The 24,487-nt window shown below is 61.5% G+C and carries 14 protein-coding genes and 1 pseudogene; 6 read left to right on the top strand and 9 right to left on the bottom strand.

Annotated features, from left to right (window positions below):
* Position 1: 1 nt before the first annotated feature.
* Positions 2-1,951, top strand: coding sequence for a M48 family metallopeptidase (locus ACPPVR_RS31885; RefSeq protein ID WP_426610500.1), 1,950 nt, complete (start codon positions 2-4; stop codon positions 1,949-1,951).
* A 105-nt stretch (positions 1,952-2,056) separates the two neighbouring features.
* On the opposite strand, the gene ACPPVR_RS31880 is transcribed toward ACPPVR_RS31885, so the two are convergent.
* Positions 2,057-2,587: a hypothetical protein gene (locus ACPPVR_RS31880; protein WP_426610499.1), complete on the bottom strand. Its 531-nt coding sequence runs from the start codon at positions 2,585-2,587 to the stop codon at positions 2,057-2,059.
* 954 nt (positions 2,588-3,541) lie between these two features.
* On the opposite strand from ACPPVR_RS31880, the gene ACPPVR_RS31875 reads away from it, so the two are divergent.
* Together ACPPVR_RS31875 and ACPPVR_RS31870 are read left to right on the top strand one after the other, a co-directional pair.
* The gene (locus tag ACPPVR_RS31875; RefSeq protein WP_426610498.1) at positions 3,542-3,742 is read left to right on the top strand and encodes an ABC transporter substrate binding protein; all 201 of its coding nucleotides are present in this window, start codon (positions 3,542-3,544) and stop codon (positions 3,740-3,742) included.
* Positions 3,743-4,024: 282 nt separating this feature from the next.
* Positions 4,025-5,001: pseudogene (locus ACPPVR_RS31870) on the top strand (methyltransferase).
* A gap of 806 nt (positions 5,002-5,807) precedes the next feature.
* Here ACPPVR_RS31870 and ACPPVR_RS31865 read toward each other — a convergent pair.
* From ACPPVR_RS31865 to ACPPVR_RS31830, 8 genes are all read right to left on the bottom strand, one after another.
* Positions 5,808-6,749 (bottom strand): hypothetical protein, encoded by a 942-nt coding sequence (locus ACPPVR_RS31865; protein WP_426610497.1) that lies wholly within the window; start codon positions 6,747-6,749, stop codon positions 5,808-5,810.
* A gap of 10 nt (positions 6,750-6,759) precedes the next feature.
* Positions 6,760-7,869, bottom strand: a complete 1,110-nt coding sequence (locus tag ACPPVR_RS31860; RefSeq protein ID WP_426610496.1) for a tetratricopeptide repeat-containing glycosyltransferase family 2 protein — start codon at positions 7,867-7,869, stop codon at positions 6,760-6,762.
* 34 nt (positions 7,870-7,903) lie between these two features.
* Complete coding sequence (locus ACPPVR_RS31855; RefSeq protein ID WP_426610495.1) at positions 7,904-8,086, bottom strand: hypothetical protein; 183 nt, start codon at positions 8,084-8,086, stop codon at positions 7,904-7,906.
* Between the two features lie 60 nt (positions 8,087-8,146).
* The gene (locus tag ACPPVR_RS31850) at positions 8,147-8,899 is read right to left on the bottom strand and encodes a hypothetical protein (RefSeq protein ID WP_426610494.1); all 753 of its coding nucleotides are present in this window, start codon (positions 8,897-8,899) and stop codon (positions 8,147-8,149) included.
* 77 nt (positions 8,900-8,976) lie between these two features.
* On the bottom strand, positions 8,977-9,258 hold the full coding sequence (locus tag ACPPVR_RS31845; RefSeq protein ID WP_426610493.1) for a PqqD family protein: 282 nt from the start codon (positions 9,256-9,258) through the stop codon (positions 8,977-8,979).
* A 23-nt stretch (positions 9,259-9,281) separates the two neighbouring features.
* Positions 9,282-10,448 (bottom strand): glycosyltransferase, encoded by a 1,167-nt coding sequence (locus ACPPVR_RS31840; RefSeq protein ID WP_426610492.1) that lies wholly within the window; start codon positions 10,446-10,448, stop codon positions 9,282-9,284.
* 71 nt (positions 10,449-10,519) lie between these two features.
* The gene (locus ACPPVR_RS31835; RefSeq protein WP_426610491.1) at positions 10,520-12,025 is read right to left on the bottom strand and encodes a hypothetical protein; all 1,506 of its coding nucleotides are present in this window, start codon (positions 12,023-12,025) and stop codon (positions 10,520-10,522) included.
* A 981-nt stretch (positions 12,026-13,006) separates the two neighbouring features.
* The gene (locus tag ACPPVR_RS31830) at positions 13,007-13,282 is read right to left on the bottom strand and encodes a hypothetical protein (RefSeq protein WP_426610490.1); all 276 of its coding nucleotides are present in this window, start codon (positions 13,280-13,282) and stop codon (positions 13,007-13,009) included.
* On the opposite strand from ACPPVR_RS31830, the gene ACPPVR_RS31825 reads away from it, so the two are divergent.
* The 3 genes from ACPPVR_RS31825 to ACPPVR_RS31815 all read left to right on the top strand — a co-directional run bounded on the left by ACPPVR_RS31825 (position 13,245) and on the right by ACPPVR_RS31815 (position 24,465).
* The gene (locus tag ACPPVR_RS31825; protein WP_426610489.1) at positions 13,245-15,296 is read left to right on the top strand and encodes an autotransporter outer membrane beta-barrel domain-containing protein; all 2,052 of its coding nucleotides are present in this window, start codon (positions 13,245-13,247) and stop codon (positions 15,294-15,296) included. The two genes, ACPPVR_RS31830 and ACPPVR_RS31825, sit on opposite strands and share 38 nt — an antisense overlap.
* 1,482 nt (positions 15,297-16,778) lie before the next feature.
* The gene (pks2, locus tag ACPPVR_RS31820) at positions 16,779-23,054 is read left to right on the top strand and encodes a sulfolipid-1 biosynthesis phthioceranic/hydroxyphthioceranic acid synthase (protein ID WP_426610488.1); all 6,276 of its coding nucleotides are present in this window, start codon (positions 16,779-16,781) and stop codon (positions 23,052-23,054) included.
* Positions 23,047-24,465 carry a condensation domain-containing protein gene (locus tag ACPPVR_RS31815; RefSeq protein WP_426610487.1) on the top strand — a complete coding sequence of 473 codons (1,419 nt, stop codon included), beginning with the start codon at positions 23,047-23,049 and terminating at the stop codon, positions 24,463-24,465. The genes pks2 and ACPPVR_RS31815 overlap by 8 nt, the downstream gene beginning before the upstream one ends.
* Positions 24,466-24,487: the final 22 nt, after the last annotated feature.

The raw sequence follows: 24,487 nt of genomic DNA, 5'->3' as shown, positions 1-24,487 counted from the left end.
CATGGCCACCAACTTCTTTCAGCAGCAGGATTCGGCCCGACGCAAGACCTTCCAGCTGGTGGTCTATTTCGTCCTGGCGATCCTGATTCTGATCGCCCTCGTCTACGGGCTGTTGCTGGCTCTCAGCATGCATAATGCCGGCGAGCCGGTGTCCTGGTGGCAGCCGGAGTTGCTCCTGTTCGCGGCGCCAGGGGTGGGCCTTGTGGTCGGCGGTGCCAGCGCGTTCAAGGTGGCCCAGCTCGCTTCCGGCGGCCAGGCCGTCGCCTTGATGATGGGGGGTAAGGAGATCCCCGGCACGACCACCGACGCGCGGCAGAAGCGGCTGCTTAATGTCGTCGAGGAAATGGCCCTCGCTGCGGGAGTGCCGGTACCCCCCATCTATGTTCTGGAGGAGCCCGGCATCAATGCCTTCGCGGCCGGCTACGCCCCGGGCGATGCCGTGGTCGCCGTCTCCCAAGGCTGCCTCAACTATTTGACTCGCGACGAGCTGCAGGGGGTGGTGGCCCACGAGTTCAGCCACATCCTCAACGGCGACATGCGGCTCAACATCCGGCTGATCGGCCTGATCTTCGGGATCATGGCGTTGTCCATCATGGGCCGCATCCTCATGTTCACGTCCGGCGGACGCTCGTCGGGAGGAAATAATTCCCGTGGCGGCCTAATGCTGCTGGGCCTGGGCGTGTTTGTGCTGGGCCTGGTAGGAGCGTTCTTCGGTCGGCTGATCATGGCAGCGGTGTCTCGGCAACGCGAGTACTTGGCCGATGCTAGCGCCGTGCAGTTCACGCGCAACCCCGACGGCATTGGCGGAGCGCTCAAGAAGATCGGCGGGCTGGCCGAGGGGTCGCGCATCGACAACCCCCAGGCCGCCGAGGCCGGTCACATGTTTTTCGCCAACGCCTTCGCCGGCGAAGGGCTCGCCGGACTGCTGGCCACCCACCCGCCCCTGGTCAAGCGCATCCGCCGGTTCGATCCCCAGTTCAACGGCCAGTTCCCAGAGGTGCGGCCCGTCAGTGTCGACCAGGAAGAACTCGAAGGCCGCCGCCCCGATCGCGTCCCGCCGTTCGCCGGGATGCCGAGGTTACCGGGGCTGCCGCAGGTGCCGTTACCGGTCTTAGGGTTCGCCGACGAAGCGGCGTCCCGGATCGGCCACGTCGATCCGGAAGCAATTAGCTGCGCTCAGGCGCTGCACGACGACATGCCCGACGTGCTTCGGGTCGGGGCCCAGGAGCCGTTCAGTGCTCGCGCCCTCGTCTACGCCCTTCTCCTGGATCCGCGGGCGGACCTTCGGGACCTCCAGCTGACCCGGCTGAAGGCCGGCGCTGAGCCGCAGGACTTTGCCGAAACCTTGCGGCTGGTCGCCCCTGTTCAGGCCCTGCCGGACACGCACCGGCTGCCGCTTCTGGACCTGGCCCTGCCAGCGCTGCGGCAGATGTCGCCCCGCCAGCACCGGGCTTTCCGCGCGCAGGTCGAGGTGCTCATGATCGCCGACCAGCGGCTGAGCCTGTTCGAGTATACGCTTCGCTGTGTGCTGCATCGCCATCTCGACGCCCAGTTCCTGCCGCAGCGTCAGACGCGTCCGATGCACAGCTCGCCGCAAAAACTGGCGCAACCAGCGGCGACGGTGTTGGCGCTATTGGCCTGGGAAGGCCACGCGGAACCCGACCAAGCCGCCCAGGCTTTCGATACCGGCATGCGCGGTTACATCGGCGCCGATCATACGCACCGCTTGCCGCCCCGCGAGAAATGCTTCCTCCCTGAGTTCGACGCGGCGCTGCAAATGCTTAATCAATCGGTCCCGGCCATCAAGCGCCGGATCGTTGTCGCCTGCACGGCCTGTATCCTGTCGAACCAGCAGGTCACCGTCCGCGAAGCGGAACTGCTGCGCGCTATTTGCGATACACTCGACTGCCCGCTACCGCCGCTCGTCGTGGGGGAAGTGGAAGGACGATGAACGACATCACAGCAAGGCGGTCTATGACCGATGCTACCGGGAGATTGAACTTGAGCTGTTGCGGTCGGGAGTGCGGTAAGCGGCGAACCAGCGACGCGGTCGGCGTTAGCGATCACCAGCAACTTCCGGGCGACCGCGATCAGGGTCACCTTCGACGGCTTGAACCATGCGCATACTGTATGAATACACGAAGCGTAGCGTCAGACCGTCATCGACGCCAACATGTGCTCCGGCATGGAATAAGGGGCACCGTTCAACCGCGGAGAGACGAACCATCGGAATCACGGTTTCCGCCATCGCTTTCGCTTGTGCAAAGAGGAAGCTAGGCGGACCCGTGTCGGTCACGATGGAGAATGAGGTAGCCCGGTGCTCGTAACGGAGCGCTCCTGGCGTCACTGTTTTCGATCCGGAGCGCTGTCCAAAATGATATCGAGAAGCAATAGTGGGCTGGCTGGCTTGAAGAGAGCGAAAAATGAAATACGACGATTTATTGGCGGGGTTACGAAAGTTGGTCGTCGCGGCTGGTTTAGCAACGCTTGGATCATCGGTGCCGGTGATCTCAGCCTCCTTCGCCCAAGTCATCGGAAAATTGCCATGCCTACGCCGAGGATTACTCTCTTCGCTATTCGACGCCATGGGCGAGGTCGAATTTCAGAATCGGGGGACGTCGCGCCGGCGTGAGTACGTTGGCCGCCCATAGGTCCCGCGCCGTTCAACGGTCCACGCTCTTTGACAATGCCTATGCACGCTGTATGCGCGGCCGATGGCCGTAAGGGATCTTACCAATCCGTGTAAAGGATCACGGGCATGGCTTTGGGATGGATGGGTTCGACAACGCCATTGGGCGTCGTCAGCCTTCGTTCCGTGATGGTAGAAATTGGTCGCCGCGCCAGAGACATGAGCGCCGGCAGTATGATCATAGATAAAAACGCTCCCGCCCACGCTGCCCGAAAAGTGCGTGTATCCACTTCCTCCAGAGTCGTCGTAAATCGAGGAGCGTCGCCGCCATCTAAGAGGAACTGGCCCTGACCGCTCTCCTGCCGCCCTAACATCCGCTGCTCCCGCAAATGCCGTCTCAAACCAACGGAATCTCGGTTCGCGAGTCGCCTCAACCAGAGTTTTGCAACACAATCCGCCGCAAAGCGGACATCAGCACGATCCGGCTCCAAATAGCCGTAGAAATTATATAATAATTTCAATGATATAAGAGTTCGTAGTTTTGTTCTGAACGGCGCGCCACTTGGTACTCATCTGCGAATCGGTTCGGCACCCGACCGGCTGGCCAGAACCGCCTTTTCCAGCACATCCTTGCTGCCTTAATCCGGATCTGGCTGTCGTCCACCCTCGATGACGTCGATCAGCGAGCGCAGGTACGCCTTTCGGAATGGCGTCGATCCCGTCGTCAACAAAGGGCGAAGTGGCAGCGGGTCTGAAATCCAGAAAGCATTCGCGGCAATGTCGCGAGAACAGGCCAGTGGTATCCTCGTCTATCGTCGCCACTATACAGCGCGCAGGGCGCACTCTTGGCTGAATTTCAAATGAGGCGCCGACTGCCGCCGATCTTTGCAAATAGAGCAAACGTGTACGCGGGTGGTCTGCGCGGATTTAGATGATCTATATCGACGCGCCACGATCGATATCGACAAAATTTTCAAAGGCACCAAACCGGCTGACTTGCCAGTGGAGCAAGCGTCCAAATACGTAATGGTTGTCAACTTGAAGACCGCGAGGGCACTTGGCGTCACGATTCCGCCGACCGTGCTCGCCCGTGCCGACGATGTGATCGAATAGCCGCCGACGTCGCCGAGTTGCATGAGTGCGGAAATGACCGAAAGCGAAGTGTAGGCCTACTGTGATATGGTCCGCATGTTGGGGCAGACCGGACGTGACCGACCGGCCTCTCAAACAGCGCTCCTGACCCATTGCTGCCGTGGACGGAAATGCTAGTGGTCATCTCTTTCCCATTCCTGACATTTCTTATGTACGCTACCGTCACTGGGTTGCCGCGCAGTGATTTCGAACATTGATGCTGGAGGCGCCAATGACTGCACCCGACCCGTCAGCTCAGCTAAAATGATCAATTGGTACCAGGTGTCTCAGGCGCTCCATGTTGCGGCCACACTTGGTGTTGCGGATCAACTGAAGGATGGGTCGAAGCCCTTTGATGTTGTGGCGCGAATGTGTGGGGCCCATCCAGCGTTACTCTATCGATTGCTCCGGGCCCTGGCTGCGGTCGGTGTATTTCACGAAACAAACCGCAAAGAATTCTCGCTCACTCCATTGGGTGCCTGCCTGACGAGCGATGCGCCGGGATCGCGGCGCAACTACGCACGATGGATAGGAACACCCGGCCAGTGGAAGTCCTGGGTTAATCTGCTCCACTGTATCAAATCAGGAGAGAGTGCATCCGAGTACACCCATGGCAAGGATGCCTGGAACTATCGCAAGCAGTACCCCGAAGAACATGCTGTTTTCAACGACGCAATGACAGGCAATTCGCGCACTGAAAGTCAGGCAGTGCTTGAGGCCGATGATTTCAGCTGGTCTGGCCGCGTCGTGGATATTGGCGGCGGCCAAGGCCTTTTACTGAAAGAGATTTTGCGTGCTTGCTCTTCCGTTCATGGCGTGTTGTTTGACCAGCCGCACGTCATCGCGTCTGCTGAACAAATACCCACTGAATTGGCGCTGCGCTGCCAGCTCGTTGCCGGAAGTTTCTTTGAAGGTATTCCCCAGAACGGCGATGCTTATCTCATGAAAGCCATCCTGCATGATTGTGACGATGGCAAAGCAATTGAAATCTTGCGCACCTGCGTCGAGCTATGTCATCCAAGGCGCTTCTCATCGTAATCGAACGGGTCGTTGATTCACTAAATAAAAGCCCGGACAGCAAATTCTCCGACTTGAATATGATGTTGCAATACGCGGCTTTGGAACGGACGCGTCAAGAGTTCCTCGACCTTCTGAAGGACGGCGGGTTCGAATTGGCAGAGGTCATTCCAACCCTGTGTTCCATGAGCATCATTGTCGGGAAACCAATGTCGACCGAATAGGCGCTCGTCACGTAGACCGCGTCCATACGAATGACCGCTATTGCCGGCCAAAGCTGTCGTCGCGCGAGGGCGATGAGAGGAGGGGCGAATGTCTTATGCTGGCTTTTCAGACATGCCGGCCGCCGTGACGGGGGTCCGTTGTCGGGGGTGAACCGGAAATGACTTGAGCCAGCTGCGACTTCCGATTTTGACCGATATTGTTGCAAAAGTCGAAAATTGAACGACCCCAAAAATCTCGCGAAAGTCGATTTTTGGGCTTCTCCGCTGCTGCATCGCCTTTCAAAGCCACTACGAAGCTCCGTGATCGATTTCGGATGAAGCGGCACGGTCCCTCACATCGCTACGCGTAAAACGCATCAGCGGCTCCAATATTTTTCCTTCATCACCCCAAAAAGACTTTTGCAACAATATCGGCCCGTTGCGGAAGTCGGCTGGCTAGATTTGCTGTGGGGTACCACGCTGCTCTCGGTGACGGTGGCGTGATAGGGTGGGCGGCAATTCAGCCGCTTGCCGTTTGGAGGCAGCTGACCGTATAGCGAGAGCGGATTCCGATGAACAAGATTGATGTTGCAAGTGCCCCATATTCGCGTCGCGTCAGGTGCGGGCGGACGTTCGTCAGGCTAGCGCCGCAATGGCCGCGGCCCGCCCGTAGCGGCGACCGCATTCAATAGAATCGCCATACTTCCTGTGCTCTGCGGTATGCTGTACGCCCGCATTCTGCTTTGGGTTAAAGGCTGTCGCGGGCGCGGATGACAACGTTTGTAAATATTTCACTGGTCGCTGCAATGGTCAGAACATCTTTTCATCTACTGAGCCTCAGCGCGTGCGCGATCGATGAGAACGCGCGCGATCGTTCGAAATGCATCGAACTCCACGGTCAGATCGCTTATCCCCAGTGACTGCTTGTAATTGGCGGAGCTTTCGCTCGAAAACATCCATGTGCCGCCGCCAGGGTTTACCTCGAGCAAATAGAGCCGTCCGGTGTCCGTTTCACGCAAGATGTCGCAGGCCTGCAGCGCGACCTCAGGCATTGCACGATAGGCATCCGCGGCGAGCTTAAGCAAGTCCGGCTCGCGCGTGGTGAAGGTAATGCGATTAGGCGGCGCCGGAAGGTATTCGTGTTGCTCAAAGAGATCCTTCGTCGGGTCCAGGTTGAGCGGTTTAGTCGACTGGCGGCAATAGGTGAATATCGGCTCGCCGAAGATCGTTAGCACACGGCAGGACATCGGGTACCCGCAATCAATGAACTTCTGCGCAAACATCGGCGCCTGCCGCCCCGGGTGCCATTCCGGATAATCGGCCGAAGCTCGATAGCGCAGGGTTGAGGTTCGGCGCAATTCCATGCCCTGCCCGAAGGATGCGAATGCGTATGATGGCTTCACCAGGACAAAGGGGCCGTATTCGTCGGGAGACAACCGTGAGTTTGGAGTGATGACGTCGAAAGGCGGAATCGGCAGTCCAGCCGCGGCCAGCCGCCGCATTTCGTCGATCTTGGACATCGGTGTGCCCGCATACAGTTTGCCGCGGGCTGGCTTGAAACTCAAAAGCCGGATCGGCGAGAATATCAGGGTCGGACGCGACGCCGCGCGCTTGCGCGTTATCGAGGAAGGAATATCGTTCGATGCAATGAACACGGCAATATCCGGCGCGAGGGCCTCGACGTGATTCTTGATCATTTCGAAGTCGGCGCGAGACTGCCATCGATTGCTGTGAACCAGAACGAGATTTCTCTCCGGAACGGCTGCCATGGCGCTAATCTCAGGCTTTCAGTCGCCGTTGTTGCGCGAACGCTGCGCGCGCCTTGATGCGATATGAGGCGTTGTCCGGCGCGGCAGCGGCAGCGCTCAAGAAATGTTTCGAAGCCTCGGCGAACAGACCAAGCCGAAAGGCGGCAACGCCGGCGAGATCATGGGCAAACTCCTCGAAGATGCGCTGATCGAATGCCAAAAGTCCGTCGAACAGCGCGTCGCTATCAACAGAGAGCAAATCTTCCGCAATTTGCCGCGCCGCTTCGAATTCACCCGCATCGAGCCTGTCGCGCGCCGCGATGAACCAAAGCGCGTGGTCGTCCGGAACCGCCTCGAGCCCTTCTTTGATCAATGCCGATGGGTCCTGCCCGCGCCCCAGATAAGTGCGGGCGAGGAATTGGAAAATCATGCTGGCATTGGTCCGCTGCTTTTCGGAAGGATATTGGCGTGCGGCCTGCAAGCCCTGGAACGCGACCGCGATGGCTTCATCGACCCGGCCGATGGCCGCCAGAGATTCGGCCAAATCATACCAATAGTAAACCCGGTTCGGATCGGTCTCGACAGCCTGCCGAAGAAGAGGAATGTTGCGTGCGGCCTTGTGGGATTGATCGCCTTCGTAACCCAGATGGTCGAGGCCGACCGCCGTCCGCGTTATCGCAAGGCTGTCGTGTTCAGAGATAAGATCAATCGCCGGCAGAATGGACTCATGGATCCTGCCGGAAAATCTCAAGCGGGTGTCGCGGCGGAAAAGCCTCGGCTCCCGGTAGCTGGTGTAGTTGAGCTTCGGCCTGAACCGCACGAATGCCGCGATCGCGTCGGGATCGAGAAATTCGGCGACGGGCCGGTCGCAGGGCGTGTGCAAGCGCTCGTCGGCATCGATGTAAAGTACCCAGTCGGCGGTAACTTCCTCGAGCCCCCGATTACGCGCAGCCGCGAAATTGTCATTCCATTCGAAATGGAAAATGCGCGCGCCGAACGTCCTGGCGATGGACAGCGTGCCGTCGACTGAACCGGTGTCAACGATGACGACATCGTCGACTTTTCCCTGCAGTGAAGAAAGACTGCCCGGAAGAAACCGTTCCTCGTCGCGGACGATCATGGCCGCGGCGACAGATATCATCCGACCTACCTATTCGAACCACCGACGAAACGTATCAATAGCTATTGCCGGCATGAGACACCGGCTCGGCCACCCGCATGCCGTCGATTGGAAAAGACACGACCTTTGGCGGTTCATATCGCGAGATTTTGCCGAGACGCTGGACCGTCTTCATGACGGATGAATCAACGTCCGCTATCGTGCCGTCTAACTGCCTGGAAACGACGGTCTTGGACATAGGCATCTCCGCAAACCGTAACCGAGCGATAAGTCCATCATAACATTGCGTTCACAAGGGTCAATCTGAGGTACTCAACCTGATGGCCTGGAGGGTCTCGACGATCCGATGGACGGCGCCGTCAAGCGCTCCCAACTCCAGATGAAGCAGAAGGGGAGTGGCGACAATGGAGCGGAGCAGCGAAACGTGTCGCGCCGTGAGGGGCAAGGCCGAAGAGAAAAGTTGCAGGGCGCGACCAAAGGTTTCGTCTGAACTGGTACGGCGTATCGCGGAAAGCTGCGAATCGGCATTTTCAAGAAAGAAGATCGCGTCGAGTTTACCCGCGGCAATGCTCCATTCGTGTCCCCATCGTCTCGGATCGACTGCAAAAGTCGTTTCTTGACCATCGACGACCAGCGACGGCGCCCCGTCGAGGAAATCCGCGAAAGAAGGGTGGCGCCACACCAGCGACTGCGGGACCCGCAGGGTCCGCGGATGAGCGGCAACTCCGTCGAACCCGATAAAGACCCGGGCGTCCCCCTCGAACGTCCATCCCGCCGACAGCAGCCCCAGGGCAAGCGTCGTTTTGCCGGATTTTCGTCCGCCGGCGAACAGGACGCGTTGGCCATCGGGCGACACCAGCAGCGCAGCAGGCAGGCTGACCGCATCAGATTCATCAGCGCGGGCGCAGGACTCGACAAAGTAATCGAGGTGCTCGGTGACGTAGCGAAGAGTACCTTCCAGGCTGCGTCCAAAGGGCAATCGCGCTTTGAAAAATTCCTGATGGCGTTCGATGTTCACGATCTGCGGCGCTGCGGCAGCGCCATCGATCACGGGACGAGCCTCAACATACCGCAAAAGCGATGCTTCGGGTTGCGCAGCGATCCGAAATTCGCGCCTGAGGGTTCGGACTACGATGTCCCGCACGTTTCGATCAAACCTTCAGAGAGAAGCGTAGCAAGACAATCTCGCACCGGACCGATAGGCGTTTGCGGCAGGCTGAACGTCCGTTGGACGACTTCCGCGATTTCGAGCGCGGTCAGGACGCCGGTACACAGTTCCAGCACAATGGCGGCGGTCGGGTTGAGAAAATGGACGCGGTCCTTGGCCTGGCTATAGATGATATAGCCGTCCACGACTTCGTCCTGATCGAATCCCCCGATCTTGCGGTAGCGATCGTCCTCTCCAGCCATGCAATGCGCTCCTCCAAGACTTTTCACCCGCAGCATTCTTGCAACAAGGTTGCAAGTCGCGAGACGACAGCATCGCGCGAATATTGCCGGGTGACGGAACGGTAACCGAGCTTTCCCCGCCGGTCACGCTCGCGGGGATCCGAAAGCGCATCGGCGCAGGCCGCCACGAAGTCCGAAGGACGCCGGCAGATCCATCCCCAGGGCTGCCGCGGCGTAAACAGTCCGTCCGCCGCCTGGGGGCTTGCAACCGTGGCTACGCCAAAAGCTGCCGCCTCGAGAACCTTGATGCGGGTGCCGCCACCCGCCTGCATCGGCGCAACCAGCAGACTGGCCCTTCGATAGACTTCGGCGAGATCGTCGACAAAGCCAAGGACGCGAATGTCCGGATGCCGATCCAATGCGCGGACAGCCGACGGTGGGTTTGCCCCGGCGATCGTCAACCGACAACGGCCGAATCTTGTCCTGAGCTGCGGCATGATCGTTCTGGCAAACCACAGGATGCTGTCGGCGTTCGGCTCATAGCCCAACGAACCAACAAAGAGAATGCTGCGGCCTGCTTCGATACGGGGCGCATGGCGCGGAATCTGCACCGCATTCGCAACGGTTTCGAACCTTACTCCCGGATGGCGCCTTGCCAGATTTTCGCACTCCCGGATACTCGCCGTGAACGCGCGCCGCAATCTGCTGGCCATTGCGGTAATCATCCCGTCGCAGGCGTGTCCTTCCTGGTCGAGCCAGTCCGCAAGAAAACAATTTCCGCTGCGTCGGGCCAACACCGCGCGGCTGGCAAAGGACGCCCGATCATCTTCATCGAGGTCGAGCGTCATCGGTGTTTTTTCCGGCAGGAAGCGAGCAAGCGGCAACATGTAACTGCGGCCGATATGGACGAGATCGTAGCGCCCGTCGCCGGCAAGCTGGCCGATGTTTTCAGCGACGCGGGCCGTCAACGCGTTGGCGAGGGTCGGCTTGCCGTAGGCCTTGAAGGCTTGCAGGCGTGCAGCGGGATCCGCGATCCGTGACAGCAGCGCATAGCGGGTGTCCGGCCGCCGATCCCAGGAGACGGGCGACAGCCGCAAATCAAGAGATTGCAGGAACGGCGTAATTTCGACGCAGCCTCCGGCCACCGGCACCACCGCAAGATCGACGTCCGCCCACCTGGCAAGCGCCTCGGCAAAGACGCCCATGCGCATGGCGAGCCCGTTGCCGGTGACAGCCGGAAGCGTTGGAGCGACAAACAGCACCCGTGGTCTGGCCATGCGTATCAATTGTCTAGATCGGCGGCTGCGGTGTAGCGGCCCGCCATCGGCCAGTTGGCGCGGTCCGCACTGAAATCATCGTTTCGAGGTTCGCGCCGCAATTCGCTTGCCATTGCATCGAGCACCTGTTTCTCCGCAGGCCCGCAGCGCCCGGATATCACGGCGAGCGCATCCGCGATGCCCGGCTCGAGCGCCGCGATCAGGCCGAGCGCGGCCGAAATTTCGGCACGCCGCCTCATCCAGACCGGGTTAGGAAAACCGGCGGCGGACAAGATCTCCTCGGTGAGCGATCGAACATGTTCAGTCGCCGGTGCCAAGGATGCGCTCTCTTCCGTCAAATAGACTTCCCCGCCCCCTTTCGCAGCCCGACCACCCCATCCGTTCGTTCCCCGACGGAGCCGCCAGGCGGGACAAAAGGCATCGCTGATCACGAGTTCGATTGCACTGCCGGTTTCCTCGCAGTGCCAATTCATCCTCGCAGCGGCGCGCCCTTCGCCAATTTCGGACTCCGGCAGCAACTCAAGGCGCGCGGGTTCTTCGCCGGGCCCTCGCAAATGAAAAAAGCGGACTGCGGCAAGGCCAGTTTCGGCTTCGCGTGCGCGGAGGCTACGCAGCGGCGGCGTAAAGACCAGACCGTTCCATTGCGCGCGCAAGGTCGTCAGCGCGGCCAAACACTCCTCTTCGAGTTCAGCTTTCGGCAGCTTTACCTGGGGATCCGCGTAGCGCCATTTGGCACCGTTGCGATGCTGAAACAGGACCTCGCCGGCCATGTTCCTCTGAAACAGGCAGAACGGCCCGTCGCTGAAGGGTCGGTGGGGAACGAGCGCGTAGGCCGAATCCGTTATTAGCAGTCCCAGCAGGAACGTGTCTTTGTCACCGTACAACAGCTGATAGTAATATGCCGAGTGCTCATTGAGATGGAGGGCCATTTGCAACCCACGCCAATGTCGGGCCTTGTGAATCAAGATCTGTCCGGATTCGATGGCAGGGCAAGTGCGGGATTTCAGCTCGCAGGCGTCCCAGATCGGATTTGTTTCCAGGACATCCCCGCTATCGGGCCATAGAACCGCACCGGTTTGGCGATAATCATCCCATTCAAAGAGTTCGGCCGGGTCGCGAAGCGGAACCTGGTCGGCATCGAGCATCAGAACGTGCTCGAAGCGACACCACATCAGCGCATACGCCTTCAGCTGCCAGCCGTTCTCTATGCGGGCCGGATGCACGGCGAGAGCCGCTTCGGCATCGACTGTGTCGGCGCCGAGGTCATGAAGCAAAAGCTTCATGCGACCTGACATTTCGCCTCGGCCGAAGTGCCAGACTTCAATGGGCAGCGTGCAGCCATGGGTGAGGCGAAGCAGATGCACCAGGACGTAAGCGTTGGTAAAAAAGCTTGGTCCTCCGGCACAAATCAAGATGCCGGTCCCGGAGAAATGGTCCGAAGGATAGGGTTGAAGCCCGCCAAGGCGCTGTCTAAGAAGTCTCTTGTAGTCCTCGCGCGCTGCCGTCATCATCTCAGCATGACCTAAGTAACTGCTAACGGAGGAATCTTGATAGCAGAATCGGCCGCAACACCGTCGCTCGGCGCGACGCCGAATGTCCTCATCCTTGACCCCGCTCAAGGATGCGCGGCACGACCTTCACCGCTACCTCGAGAAACCCTGAGGCGGTTGAACACCCGCGACAATACCTGTCCATAGGGCTGGTGGAAAGCGACAGCCGACGTTGGCGGCTCTGGAGGGTCTGTTTCCAAGGTTGGAGGCAAGGTGCCGCCGCGTCACTGTGTCATCAAGAGGGACTTCAATTTTCGCCTGCCGCCCGGTGTACCCCCCGTTGGACGACAGCTTTTCAGCGTGTCCGCCGATCCGTGCTCTCGATCCCGCAATCAGCTGTTGTTCAGGTCGCTGCGGGACGAGGATCGGGCACTGACGCTTCCGCCTGGGCCTCAAGCAGGGCTGACCGTTATCACTCACCCATAAGTAGTATTTTTGTCACGGGAGCCAAAAATATTCGAGAAGCGAGTGAACTGGGCATTCAAACCTGTTGTTGGCCATGAAAAAGTCGGCCGCCGTCGCCATCTATCCATCGATATCGCGCCCGCTCAGTGCGGGAAATGTGGCGCCGTTGATGATGCCCTGGGCTCGATTTCTATCGCTATTGTCCTCAACTTCCGTGGCAGCGCTCATGATCGGCGGCAGCGGAAATCCTGCCCACGCCCAATTTCCATGTAATGCCGCTGGGCCAACCGGTTTCGACAACCCAGCCGGAACCACGATTCAGTGCATCGCCGCCACTGGCCTTTCCATCACCGGAAATATCACCAACGAAGGCACGCTCAGTCGCGATACTGGACCGCGCGGTCCTTCTATCCTCCTGAGTTCGACGATACTTGGGGGATTTATCGGCAATTCCGGTACCATGGACTCGATTGTTCAGGTCACGGACAAGAGCACCGTTACCGCTGGTTTCACGAACAGTGGCACGGCTGGGGGTATTCAAATAGGCGTCGGGTCGACCCTGTCGGGTGGCATCTTCAACAGCAGCACCGGGATATTGTCCAGCACCGGGATATTGTCCGAAAACGGCCCGGTCATTAGTCTCGGCGGAACCGTTTCGGGCGGCATCACCAATGCGGGCCTGATTTCGAGTGAAGAAGGAGGCCTGCGCGAAGGCATTTCAATTTCCGGGGCTTTCTCCGGCGGAATCAATAACAACGGTACAATTTCGGGCGACGTGGCTATCTTCGCTTCGAGCGGCGTCAGTATATTCAATTCCGGAACCATCACCGGCTTTAGGGGGACTGCCATCGAGTTTGGCGGCACTGGCAATACGCTCACGCTGGCGCCGACCAGCATCATCCATGGCAACGTGCTCGGCACCGGCGCAGATACGTTTCAACTCGGCGGCACCGGCAATGGCAGCTTTGACCTGAGCACGATTGGCGCCGCCCAGCAGTATCGCGGCTTCGGGACTTTCAACGTCATCGGCGGCACCTGGACGGTGTCCAACACCTTCGGGCAGACATCGCCCTGGACCGTCGAAAACGGCGCGGCGCTGGTCGTGGATGGCTCACTCGCATCATCGAGTTTGATCACTGTGAACTCAGGCGGCGCGCTTCACGGCAGCGGCACCGTGGGCAACACCGTCATCAACACCGGCGGCTTTCTCGTTCCCGGTCCCGTGGGCGTGGCCGGCAGCAGCTTGACCGTCGCCGGCAGTCTCGCGTTCCAGTCCGGCGCGTTCTACGTCGTGCAACTCAATCCCTCGACGGCCTCGACCACCAATGTGACCGGCACCGCCGCGCTCGCCGGCACCGTAGTGGCGGATTTCGCCTCGGGGAGTTACGTCAACCACAGCTATACTATTCTGACGGCCGCCGGCGGCGTCTCCGGCACGTTCAACGCTCTCGCCACTTTCGGACTGCCGGCCGACTTCGCTGCGAGCCTGCACTATACCGCCAACAGCGCATTACTCCACATCATGGCCGAGCTGGTGCCCGAACAGCCCGAGCCCCCGCTACCGCCGGGGGAAATACCGGAAATACCGGGGGGACCAACACTCCCGGAGCAACCGCCGCCGTTCTTCACCGTCAACCAGCTCAACGTCGGCCATGCGATCGACAACTTCTTCAATTCCGGCGGCGCGCTGCCGCCCGAGTTCGTCAATCTGTTCAATCTCACCGGGACCAATCTCACCAACGCGCTGACGCAACTCAGCGGCGAGAACGCAACCGGGGCCGAGCGCAGCTCCTTCGAGCTGATGAACGGGTTCATGAACCTGATGCTTGACCCGCATGTGCCCGTCTCCTGCGATTCCATGCAGTGCCGCGAGCTGAGCGCCATCGGTTTTGCGCCCGAGCAGCAGGCCGGGCTGCCGCCGGAGATCGCGCTCGCCTATGGTGCGGTGTTCAAGGCGCCGCCCAAGCCCGTTCCAATCTTCGATCAACGCTGGACGGCGTGGGCTTCGGCCTTCGGCGGCGGCTCGACAGCCAAAGGCGATCCGATCATCGGCTCAAACGACGTAAGGACGAATACATTCGGCTATGCGGCCGGCATGGACTATCACTTCTCGCCCGGCACGGTTTTGGGCTTCGCGCTCGCCGGCGGCGGCACCAGCTGGAACCTGGCGCAAGGGCTCGGCAGTGGGCGCAGCGATGCGTTTCTTGCCGGCATCTACGGCGTGACCCATCAGGGTCCGGTCTACCTCGCCGGTTCGCTCGCCTTTGCCAACAACTGGTTCTCCACCGATCGTACCGCTTTGGGCGATCAGCTGACCGCGAAATTCCAAGGCCAAAGCTACGCGGCGCGGCTCGAGGGCGGCTATCGCTTTGTGGTCCCGGCCGCCTCCAACGCCATCGGCATCACGCCCTATGCGGCGCTCCAGGCGCAGAATTTCCGCACGCCGAGCTACAGCGAGACCGATCTGAGCGGTGGCGGCTTCGGACTGACTTACGCGGCGATGAACGGCACCGATACGCGCAGTGAACTGGGCGGCCGATTCGACGATCTCACAACGATCCGCGCCATGCCGCTCATCTTGCGCGGGCGCGTGGCGTGGGCGCATGACTGGGTCAGCAATCCGGCGCTCAATGCGTCGTTCCAGTCGCTGCCAGGTGCGAGCTTCACCGTGTTCGGGGCGCCGATTCCGCACGACTCGGCGCTCACCAGCGCCAGCGCGCAGCTGTTCTTCACGCCGAACTGGTCGGTGCTGGTCAAGTTCGACGGCGAGTTCGCCTCCACCGCGCAGACCTACGCGGGCTCGGGCACGCTGCGCTACACGTGGTGAAAGCAAAAATGGTTCCATCCTCTGCGATTTCGGTTATTGGCCGATATTGTTGCAAAAGTCTTTTTGGGTGACGAACAGAAATTCTTAGAACCGCTGATGCGTTTTGCGCGCCGCGACGTGAGGGACCATATCGACTGATCCCAAATCGATCTCGGATCTCCGCAATGGCAGTGAAGACCGATGCAGCAACCGAGAGGCCTGGAGATCAACTTTCGCGAGATTTTTAAGGCTGTTCGATTTTCGACTTTTACAACAAAATCGGCCCATAGCGGACCATGACGCCGAACCAAAGGATGTCGGCTTTCGGAGGCAAAGCGGTCGTATCCGCGAAGAGCACCGGCACAGCTGACGCGGGCGCTCAGCGGGATGCTGAAAAACGGTGAGCGGCTTATTAGCTATGCAGGTTGATCTTGAGGGTTCCGTCGCATCCCAGCCCGCGGATGCTTACCTGACGTGACCTCAAGCAAGCGGAAAATCAGCAGCTGGCGGAGAGTCTCAGGGATCTAGTTTCCCTGCTAGCACAAAGAGATTCCCTGATACCCAATGTATATTCCCTGTTATTTTGCGTAAGGAATTCCGCGGCAAGTGCCTGCAGGCGCGGGGGTTTCGGGCTGGACGGATGCCGTCCGATGCCTCAGAATCGTAAATTCCCTGCAAAATTCCCTGTTTGCAGGGAATTTGCCCGGAGACCGGTGCGATCAGCACTGCGTCGCCAGCCAGGTCGCTCCGCTTACCCTGAAATTGCTGACGAAACCGGCTTGGCTGGGGAGCTGCTGCGCAGCTCTACGACACATCACTGCTGCACAGGTTTCGCTCGAACATGGCTTTCCACACCTTTCGCCGTCAAGCCGTCTACCATTGGCGGCGCCGTGCGCCTCGGCCGCCATGAACATGGACGTGGCGCAAGGAACGTACTTCCGCTGAATGAGATTTGCGCTGGCGCAGTCCGAGCGCCGCTATGGCGGGGCGAGGGTCACGAAGACGAGGGGCTGGTGGATCGCCTGCTGCTTGTGAAGAACGATCCACCAAAACCGTTCATCCCGCCGGCAAGTCCTCGGTGGATCGCTCCTACGATCCACCGAGGATCGCAACTACCCGCCGTTCATCCCCGTGGTCGATTTCTCGCAGTTTGCGGACGCGCCACCCAGCAGAATGCTGCTGACAATCACTGGGATGACAAGGCGCAACGCAAGGCCAAAAGCATTTCAAAACCAAGCGTGGCATCGGCGGCGACACGCTCAATCGACACCCGACCTTCCTTGGGCAGATATTCGACAATGCTAACGCGCGCGGCGTGCACAGGGCAGTCATGAGGCCGCGGGAAGCCAGATCGCAAGAGGCGGCCACGCGACCATCCGCACGCCGTGCTGATCGTCTTGCTTTCTGACCTCTAGCAACCAGCGTGCTGGACCATTGATCAGAGGATCAATAACTTAGTATTGCATTTGGATCGAAAGTATTCTCCAAGAAGAAGGTCTCGAAGTGACTGCGATTGCTGTTGTCGGCATTGGCTGCAGACTACCGGGACATATCGACTCGCCGGACGCCTTGTGGGGCGCTCTGCTGGCAGGCAGCGACTTCGTTACCGATATCCCGCAGCAGCGCTGGAATGCCGACGACTACTACGTGCCCGTGGCGGGCGCGCCGGGCGGCTCGGTCTCACGCTGGGGCGCGTTCCTTGACGACCCATCGGGCTTCGACCATCGTTTTTTCGGCATCGGCGAACCCGAGGCCCTTGCCATGGACCCACAGCACCGGCTGTTGCTTGAGGTAACTTGGGAAGCCGCCGAACATTCTGGTCGCGATCCGCGGAGCTTGCTTGGGGCCGACGCCGGCGTGTTCTTCGGTCTTTCGCATCAGGACTACATGCAGGTCACGCGTGACGCGGGTGCGATGGGGCAAGCCTACACTTTCACGGGAACGCCCTTCAGCATGGCGTCAGGGCGGGTTGCCCATGCGATGGGCCTGACGGGTCCAGCTATCACCATGGACACGGCCTGCTCGTCCAGCCTCGTCGCCGTGCATGCGGCTCGGCGAAGCCTGCTTGAGGGCGAGTGCCACGTTGCATTTGCCGGCGGGGCAATGTTGATGTTCTCGCCCACGACATTCGTCTCGGCGTCGGGGCTCGGCATGCTGTCGCCTACAGGGCGGTGTCATTCGTTTGACGAGCGTGCCGATGGCTTCGTGCGCGCCGAGGGCTGCGGCGTCGTGATGCTGAAGCTGCTGAGCGACGCCCTACGCGACAACGACCGAGTGCTCGCCGTTATCCGCGGTAGCGCCGTCAACCAAGACGGACGCACGCACAACATACTGGCACCTTCCCGCGCGGCCCAGATCGCGGTGATCGATCGTGCCCTTTCCGAAGCGCAGGTTGACCCCTCGTCCGTCGGCATGATCGAGGCGCACGGCACCGGTACGTCCTTGGGCGACACGGAGGAGTTCCACAGCCTCTCGACGCACTATGGACGACAGTCGCCCTGCGCCCTCGGCTCGCTCAAAAGCAACCTCGGCCATGCGGAATCAGCGGCGGGCGTCCTTGGCTTGATCAAAACGACGCTCGCACTCGCGCACGGCGTCGTACCGCGATCACTTCACTTCCGTCGGCTGCCTGCGCATCTCCAGACAATCGAGACGCGGCTCTTCGTCCCGACGGATACCGTGCCCTGGCCCTCGACTGGCGCGGACGGACTCCGCCGTGCAGCCGTATCGTCTTACGGCATGTCCGGCACGAACGCGCACGTCGTGCTCGAACAGGCTCCTCAGGCACTTGCCTCACCTCTTCCGCTAGAGAGCACCAGAACACACGAACCGCCGCGGCTGTTTCCGATTTCTTCCACCTCGCCAAAGGCGCTTCGCGCGTCGGCCGGCCGCCTTGCGTCTTGGCTAGACGCGACCGCCGGCAGTCATCGCCCGAGTGACGTAGCGCGGACCCTCGCCTGCAGACGTGGGCACCGGCCGGTCCGGCACGCGCTCATTGCGAAAACGCTCGACGATTTGACTGCCCAATTGCGTGGGCTCGCAGCCGATGCGTCTATCGATGCAGATTGGGCCGACCACAATGGCCGCGGACCCGTCTTCGTATTCTCTGGCCACGGCTCGCAGTGGGAGTCGATGGGAGCGGCGCTGCTCGACATCGACGCGGTCTTCGCCGAGGTGGTTGCCTCCATTGAGCCTCTGATTCAGACTCTCAGCGGCTTCTCGGTGACCGATACCCTGCGTCGGCCCCAACAACTCAACGGCATCGAACGTGTCCAGCCCGCCATTTTCACTGTGCAGGTCGCGTTGGCGGCGTCCCTGAAGGCCCAGGGTGTGGTTCCGTCGGCGGTGATCGGCCATTCGATGGGCGAAGTGTCGGCGGCAGTCGTGGCCGGCGCACTCTCGCTCGAAGATGGCGTGCAGGTGATCTGTCATCGCGCAATGCTGTGCCACACGCTCGCTGGCTCCGGTGCAATGGCAGTTGTCGGGATGGCGCCAGCGGCGCTCCGCGAAGATCTGACGCGCCGACTGATTGACGACGTGGAGATCGCCGTACTGGCGGCCCCGGCATCAACGGTTGTCGGGGGCTCTGTCGAGGCCGTGCAACGCCTCGTCGCTGCTTGGCAGGCTGAAGGCCTGTTCGCCCGCGAGGTCGCTGTCGATGTCGCCTCACACACGTCCCAAGTCGAGCCGATCCTCGCGCGGCTGTCGGAGCGCCTCGCGGGAGTAACTGCGCACACGCCGCACACGCCGATGTACTCCACCGTCCTGCTTGATCCGCTCGAATCCCCCGTTTGCGATGGCGCTTACTGGATCGATAACCTTCGGCACCCAGTTCGCTTCCGTCCCGCCGTGCAGGCGGCGCTCGAAGACGGACACCGCGTATTTGTCGAGCTTTCGCCGCATCCGATCGTGACCCGTGCGGTGTTGCAGAATGCTGCCGCGATGGACTGCGCCGTCCACGCGCTTCCGTCGATGACGCGCGGCGAGCCCATGCGCAACGGGCTTCTGGACTTGGTTGGCGCCATCTATGTCGCCGGCGCGGCGATCGATTTCAGTGTCCTGTATCCGGATGGCGCGCTGCTTGACCTCCCGTTGCCGGCCTGGACACACTATCCCCTGTTCCTTGCGCCGGCTACGCCAGCCGCAGGTGCGCATCACGTTCTGTCAACACACCCGCTTTTAAACGTCCATCGCGCACTGCACGAGGAACCGGAACGCCACATCTGGGCGTCTGAGGTTGGCCTCAATGCGCACCCGTGGCTTGCGGACCACCGGGTGAACGGAATGCCGCTTTTCCCAGGCGCTGGTTTCTGCGAAATGGCGCTTGCCGCCGCGCGAACGGTCCTTGGTACATCGCTCGTCGAAGTGCAGGCGATGACGTTCGACCACGCGCTCCGGTTGGAACCGTCGATGCCGATCGTCTGTACGGCAGTGCTGGACCGACCGGGTGAGTTGAACTTCAGGCTCGAGAGCCAGGCAAAAAGCGAAGCGCAGGTCCACGCAAGAGCTCAGCTCTCTGCGGCGGCCTCTGCAAAGCCGCCTGCCGCGTACGACATAACGGCACTGCGCGCCGCTCACGCTACGCCTGTTGCCGCGGACGAGGTGTGGCGGTGGTTCGACTCGCAGGGCATTCAGTTCGGACCGTCATTTCGCGCACTGGCCCCTAGCTTGGCCCTGTCTGCTGACGGCGCCTCGCTCTTTGCAGATCTTCGGCTCCCGACGTCGCTCCGAACGGGCTCGCGTGGCTACACAGTGCATCCCGTGCTGCTTGATGCGTGCTTCCAGTCCGTTGGTGCTTTCGCCCAGGTCGTTTTGGGGACAAACGGGCGCCTGCTACTGCCACTCTCGGTGAGAAGTCTCCGGCTCCACCGCGCAGACGCTGACGCCGCGCACTGCATTACTCGCTTTGTCGCGATGGACGCACTGCACGTTGAGGTGGACATTGATCTGCTCGACGCATCCGGGCGCGTGATGCTCAGCGTCGATGGGTTGGCAATGGGCAGCGGTGCGGCCGGACAGCATGCTGACGCCGTCGCCTGCAACTCGCGCCTGCTCGACGTGGTCTGGGTGGCATGGGACATCCCGCGTGCCACGGTCAAGGCGGGCGATGGCGCTTGGTTGCTGCTCGACGCCGATGATGCGGGACACCAGTTGATGATGGAGTTGGAGGGAAGCCTGCGCGAGCAAGGGTTCAAGACTCGCATCCTCAGCAGCGCCGGGGCCGGGAAGGGGGGCGTATGGCGCGAACAGATCGAAGACGCGCTGCATCAGCATCGCCCTGGAGCTGTGGTGGCGGTATTGCCGCGCAGCAATGAGCCAGCGACTCCGGACGCAGCTCGGGCGAATATAAGCAGCCTGCTGCACGTCACTAACGCGCTGACGGACTGCGAGCGGCGGCCCCGCCTCTTCGTCGTCACCTGCATGGCCCAACGCGTACTGCCGGATGACACCGTTCAGCTCGCGCACGCCGGTGTGCGTGGGTGGCTCCGAGCCATCGGCGCCGAGTTTCCCGCACTCCACCCCACCCAGATAGACGTGAACCTGCAGGCGGACGTGTTGCTGCTTCAGCGTCAGTTGCTGAGCGGCTCGGACGAAGACGAAACGGCGCTGCGCGGAGCGAGCGCGTATGTTGCACGACTGCAGCGAAGCCCCCTTGGTCACGCTGATCGCCGCACGGTGGACCGCGACGCGACGCGCGATGGTCTTCGCGTAGAAATCCGCGTGCCCGGTGACCTACAGAGCCTGGAGATGGCGGCGTTCGAGCGGCGCGCGCCGGACGCGGGCGAGGTGGAGGTGGCCGTCCATGCCACAAGTATCAATTTCGCCGACGTGCTCGTTGCCCTTGGCCGCTATCCCTCATTTGATGGTCGTGCGCAGGGGCTTGGCCTGGACATTGCCGGCATTGTCACCGCCGTCGGGCCGGGCCTCTCGCCGTTTCGCGTCGGCGACCGCGTGGCCGGGCTCTGCTGCGGAGGCGCTTGGGGCACGTATCTCACTTGCGATGCACGCCTGCTTGTCGCGATACCGCGCACGCTCACGGATGCCGAAGCGGCCGCCATTCTCACTACAACTGCCACTGCGTGGTACGGCCTCGGGGATCTGGCGCGGATCGGCCCCGGCGACAAGGTGCTCATTCACTCGGCGACCGGCGGCGTCGGGCAGGCGGCTGTGGCCATTGCGCGCGCGGCTGGTGCAGAGATATTTGCAACAGCGGGCTCCGAGGCGCGGCGAGAGCTGCTGCGCGCCGACGGAATCAGCCACGTGTACGACTCTCGGACCGTGGCATTTGCCGAGCAGATCCGGCGGGACACGGCGGGTTACGGCGTGGACATCGTCCTCAACTCGCTCACGGGCGCGTCGCAGCGCGCCGGCCTGGGGCTCCTCGCGACGGGCGGGCGGTTCGTTGAGATCGGCAAGAAGGACATCTATGGGGGCACATGGCTGGGGCTGTCTCCGTTCAAGCGTAACCTTTCATTCTTCGCCGTCGACCTGGCGCAGATGTGTGTTACTGCTCCGGCGCGCGTGCAGGCACTGCTGTCGCGCGTCATGCGTCTTGCCGATGAGAAGCGGCTGACCCTGCCAGACATCGCTACCTATCCCCTCGCCGACGCAGCTTGCGCCATTGGCGTTGTTAGCGGCGCCGGTCACACCGGCAAGCTCGTGCTCACCGTTCCAAGGACCGGCCACTACCGCGTGCTGGAGGAGCCGAGGCGCTTCACGCCGTTCAGGCGCGATGGCGCGTACATCATCACCGGCGGCATTGGCGGGCTCGGCCTGTTCGTCGCCGATGCGATGTCCGCCGCCGGGGCCGGTCGCGTGATCCTCAACGCGCGCTCCAAGCCGACCGATGCGGCCACGAGCATGCTGGTCGCGATGAGAGCGCGGGGCACCGAGGTCGAAGTGATAAGTGCGGATATCGCGGAGCCATCGACCGCGCGGCGCCTTGTCGAAGTTGCCACGGCGACGGGCCTGCCGTTGCGTGGTGTCCTGCACGGCGCAGCCGTCGTCGAGGACGGCATCCTCCCCTCCGTCACCGAGGAGCGGCTACATCGGAACTGGGCACCCAAGGCGGAAGGCGCCTGGCATTTGCATGAGGCGACGCTGAAGCAACAACTCGACTGGTTTTGCTGTTTCTCTTCGGTCGCGGCGCTCTTTGGTTCGCCTGGGCAGTCCGCGTACGCAGCCGGTAACAGCTGGCTCGACACGTTCACGCAGTGGCGGCGCGCGCAGGGGCTGCCGTCGTCGGCAATCGCCTGGGCCGCGTGGGCGAACATCGGCGCCGGTGCGCATCTCTCGGCACGCGGCGATGCGCGAATGACCGAGCCACGCGACGGTGTTTACGCATTCGAGACGCTGCTGCGGCACGACCGCGGGTATGCTGCATACGCCCATCTCGACGGCGCGCCGTGGCTGACGGCGCTATCCGCGCGGAGTCCGTTCGGAGCGGCCGGGTCGCAGGCTCCAGAGGCAGCGGGCGGTCGGGCGCGCCGCCCGCGCGTGGAGTTCAGACGCACGCCGCCCGACGAGCGGCCGGCCCTGTTGCGGCGTCTGATCATCGAGCATCTCGGTGTCATCTTGCGCCGCACAGTGAATCCAGATCGCTCATTTTTCGATTACGGCCTCGACTCACTCGGGACGCTCCAACTGCTGGTGGCGCTCGAAGCCGACACCGGCATCCGTCTCCGCGCCGTGGACGCGACGACTGTGCGTGCACTGGCCGACACACTGAGTGGGGCGATGCAAGAATTGCAGCCAGCCGAAGCAGATGCCCGTGACTGATCTGGCTCCGCTGCACGACTGGTCAGGGCCTCCTGCGACGCTGACTCTCTGGTGTCCGTCTGCGGCGTCGATAGAAAGCGCGAAGCGCGCACCGGTGTCGCCCGCGTTGCCGAGCTACGAACAGGAACAGCATCTGCGCGCCTTCCGCGCGTGTGAGCAGCGGCACGAGGCGATGGCGCGGCTGCTTGTCGTCGTGTGGGACGAACCCGGGCGGTGTGACCTCAGAGCCTTGACCCGTGTGGTGACCGCACATGTGCGCAGGCACGACACTTATCACAGCTGGTTCGAGGAGCGCGGCGAAGCAATAGTACGACACGTACTTACCGACCCTGCCGCCATCCAGATGGAGCCTTCGACGCTCGGCGAGGTGAGCGCGGAGGATTGGCAAAAACATGTCATAGCAACCCCTACACCGTTCGCATGGGATTGCTTTCGATTTGGCATTCTCCAGCGCGCGAGTGGGTTCACTTGCTTCGCAAGCATTGACCACTTGCACGCCGACGCGACCGTCATCGCGTTCCTAATGACAGAGATCCGCTCAATGTATCGCGCTGTGCTCGACGGCGAGACGCCGCGTCAACTCGGACCGCCGGGGAGCTATCTGGATTACTGCACCAGCCAGCGCCAGCGGGCAGCCATGACAACGTTGGCGGATCCCGAGGTGAAGGAGTGGATCGCGTTCCTGCACCGCAACAACGGGCGGATGCCCTCTTTCGCGCTGCCGCTCGGTGTGCCGGAGGATCGCTATCACGCCGAGTATGTACACTTGGATATCCTCGATGATACCGCCATGGCCGCGTTCGAGTCCGCGTGTCATGCTTCCGGCGCGCGGGCAATCGGCGGCCTGTTGGCCTGCGCGGCCCTGACCGAACGGGAATTGGCTGGGCGCTCGCGCTACAGTGTCGTCACGCCCACAACGACGCGAAGATCGCCACAGGCTTTCAGGACGACCGGCTGGTGCGTGGGAGTGGTGCCAATCGACTTCGACGTGCAAGAACGAACGTTTCCTGAACTCGCCATCACCGCCCAACGTAACTTTGACGAACGGCTACGCCTTGCCAACGTGCCAATCGAGCTCGTACTTGAACTGGCCGTCGGGCTGCCGACGATTCGATCCGTCGCCACTGGTGGCGTCATGCTATCCTATATGGATGTGAATGTTCCTCCGCTCAGTGCGCACATTGCGCGCCAATGGCATCAGGGGAATGGGCGGGTTTATATCAACCAAGGCATGTCCGCGCAGGTTGCGCTCTGGTTCTTCCGTACGCAATGCGGGCTCTCGCTTACGGCGGCTTATCCGGCAAACGGGACAGCCCGCGCCTCGATGCACCGCTATGTCAAAGCGCTTACGGGCGCATGCCGCCGGGCGGCCGACGCATTGATACCGGCGTACTCCCATGTCGGTCGTTGACGATGACGCATGCGATATCTCA

Source organism: Bradyrhizobium sp. McL0616 (assembly GCF_049993385.1).
GTDB lineage: Bacteria > Pseudomonadota > Alphaproteobacteria > Rhizobiales > Xanthobacteraceae > Bradyrhizobium.
Note: the sequence above shows the minus strand (reverse complement) of the source record. Positions and strands in the feature narration are given on the sequence as shown.

What these genes read in the sequence shown, in the direction of transcription:
- ACPPVR_RS31880 (WP_426610499.1), bottom strand. Translation starts at nt 2,587, where the DNA reads ATGGCGTCGAATAGCGAAGAGAGTAATCCTCGGCGTAGGCATGGCAAT.
- ACPPVR_RS31835 (WP_426610491.1), bottom strand. Translation starts at nt 12,025, where the DNA reads ATGATGACGGCAGCGCGCGAGGACTACAAGAGACTTCTTAGACAGCGC.
- ACPPVR_RS31885 (WP_426610500.1), top strand. Translation starts at nt 2, where the DNA reads ATGGCCACCAACTTCTTTCAGCAGCAGGATTCGGCCCGACGCAAGACC.
- ACPPVR_RS31840 (WP_426610492.1), bottom strand. Translation starts at nt 10,448, where the DNA reads ATGCGCATGGGCGTCTTTGCCGAGGCGCTTGCCAGGTGGGCGGACGTC.
- ACPPVR_RS31855 (WP_426610495.1), bottom strand. Translation starts at nt 8,086, where the DNA reads ATGTCCAAGACCGTCGTTTCCAGGCAGTTAGACGGCACGATAGCGGAC.
- ACPPVR_RS31860 (WP_426610496.1), bottom strand. Translation starts at nt 7,869, where the DNA reads ATGATATCTGTCGCCGCGGCCATGATCGTCCGCGACGAGGAACGGTTT.
- ACPPVR_RS31865 (WP_426610497.1), bottom strand. Translation starts at nt 6,749, where the DNA reads ATGGCAGCCGTTCCGGAGAGAAATCTCGTTCTGGTTCACAGCAATCGA.
- ACPPVR_RS31845 (WP_426610493.1), bottom strand. Translation starts at nt 9,258, where the DNA reads ATGGCTGGAGAGGACGATCGCTACCGCAAGATCGGGGGATTCGATCAG.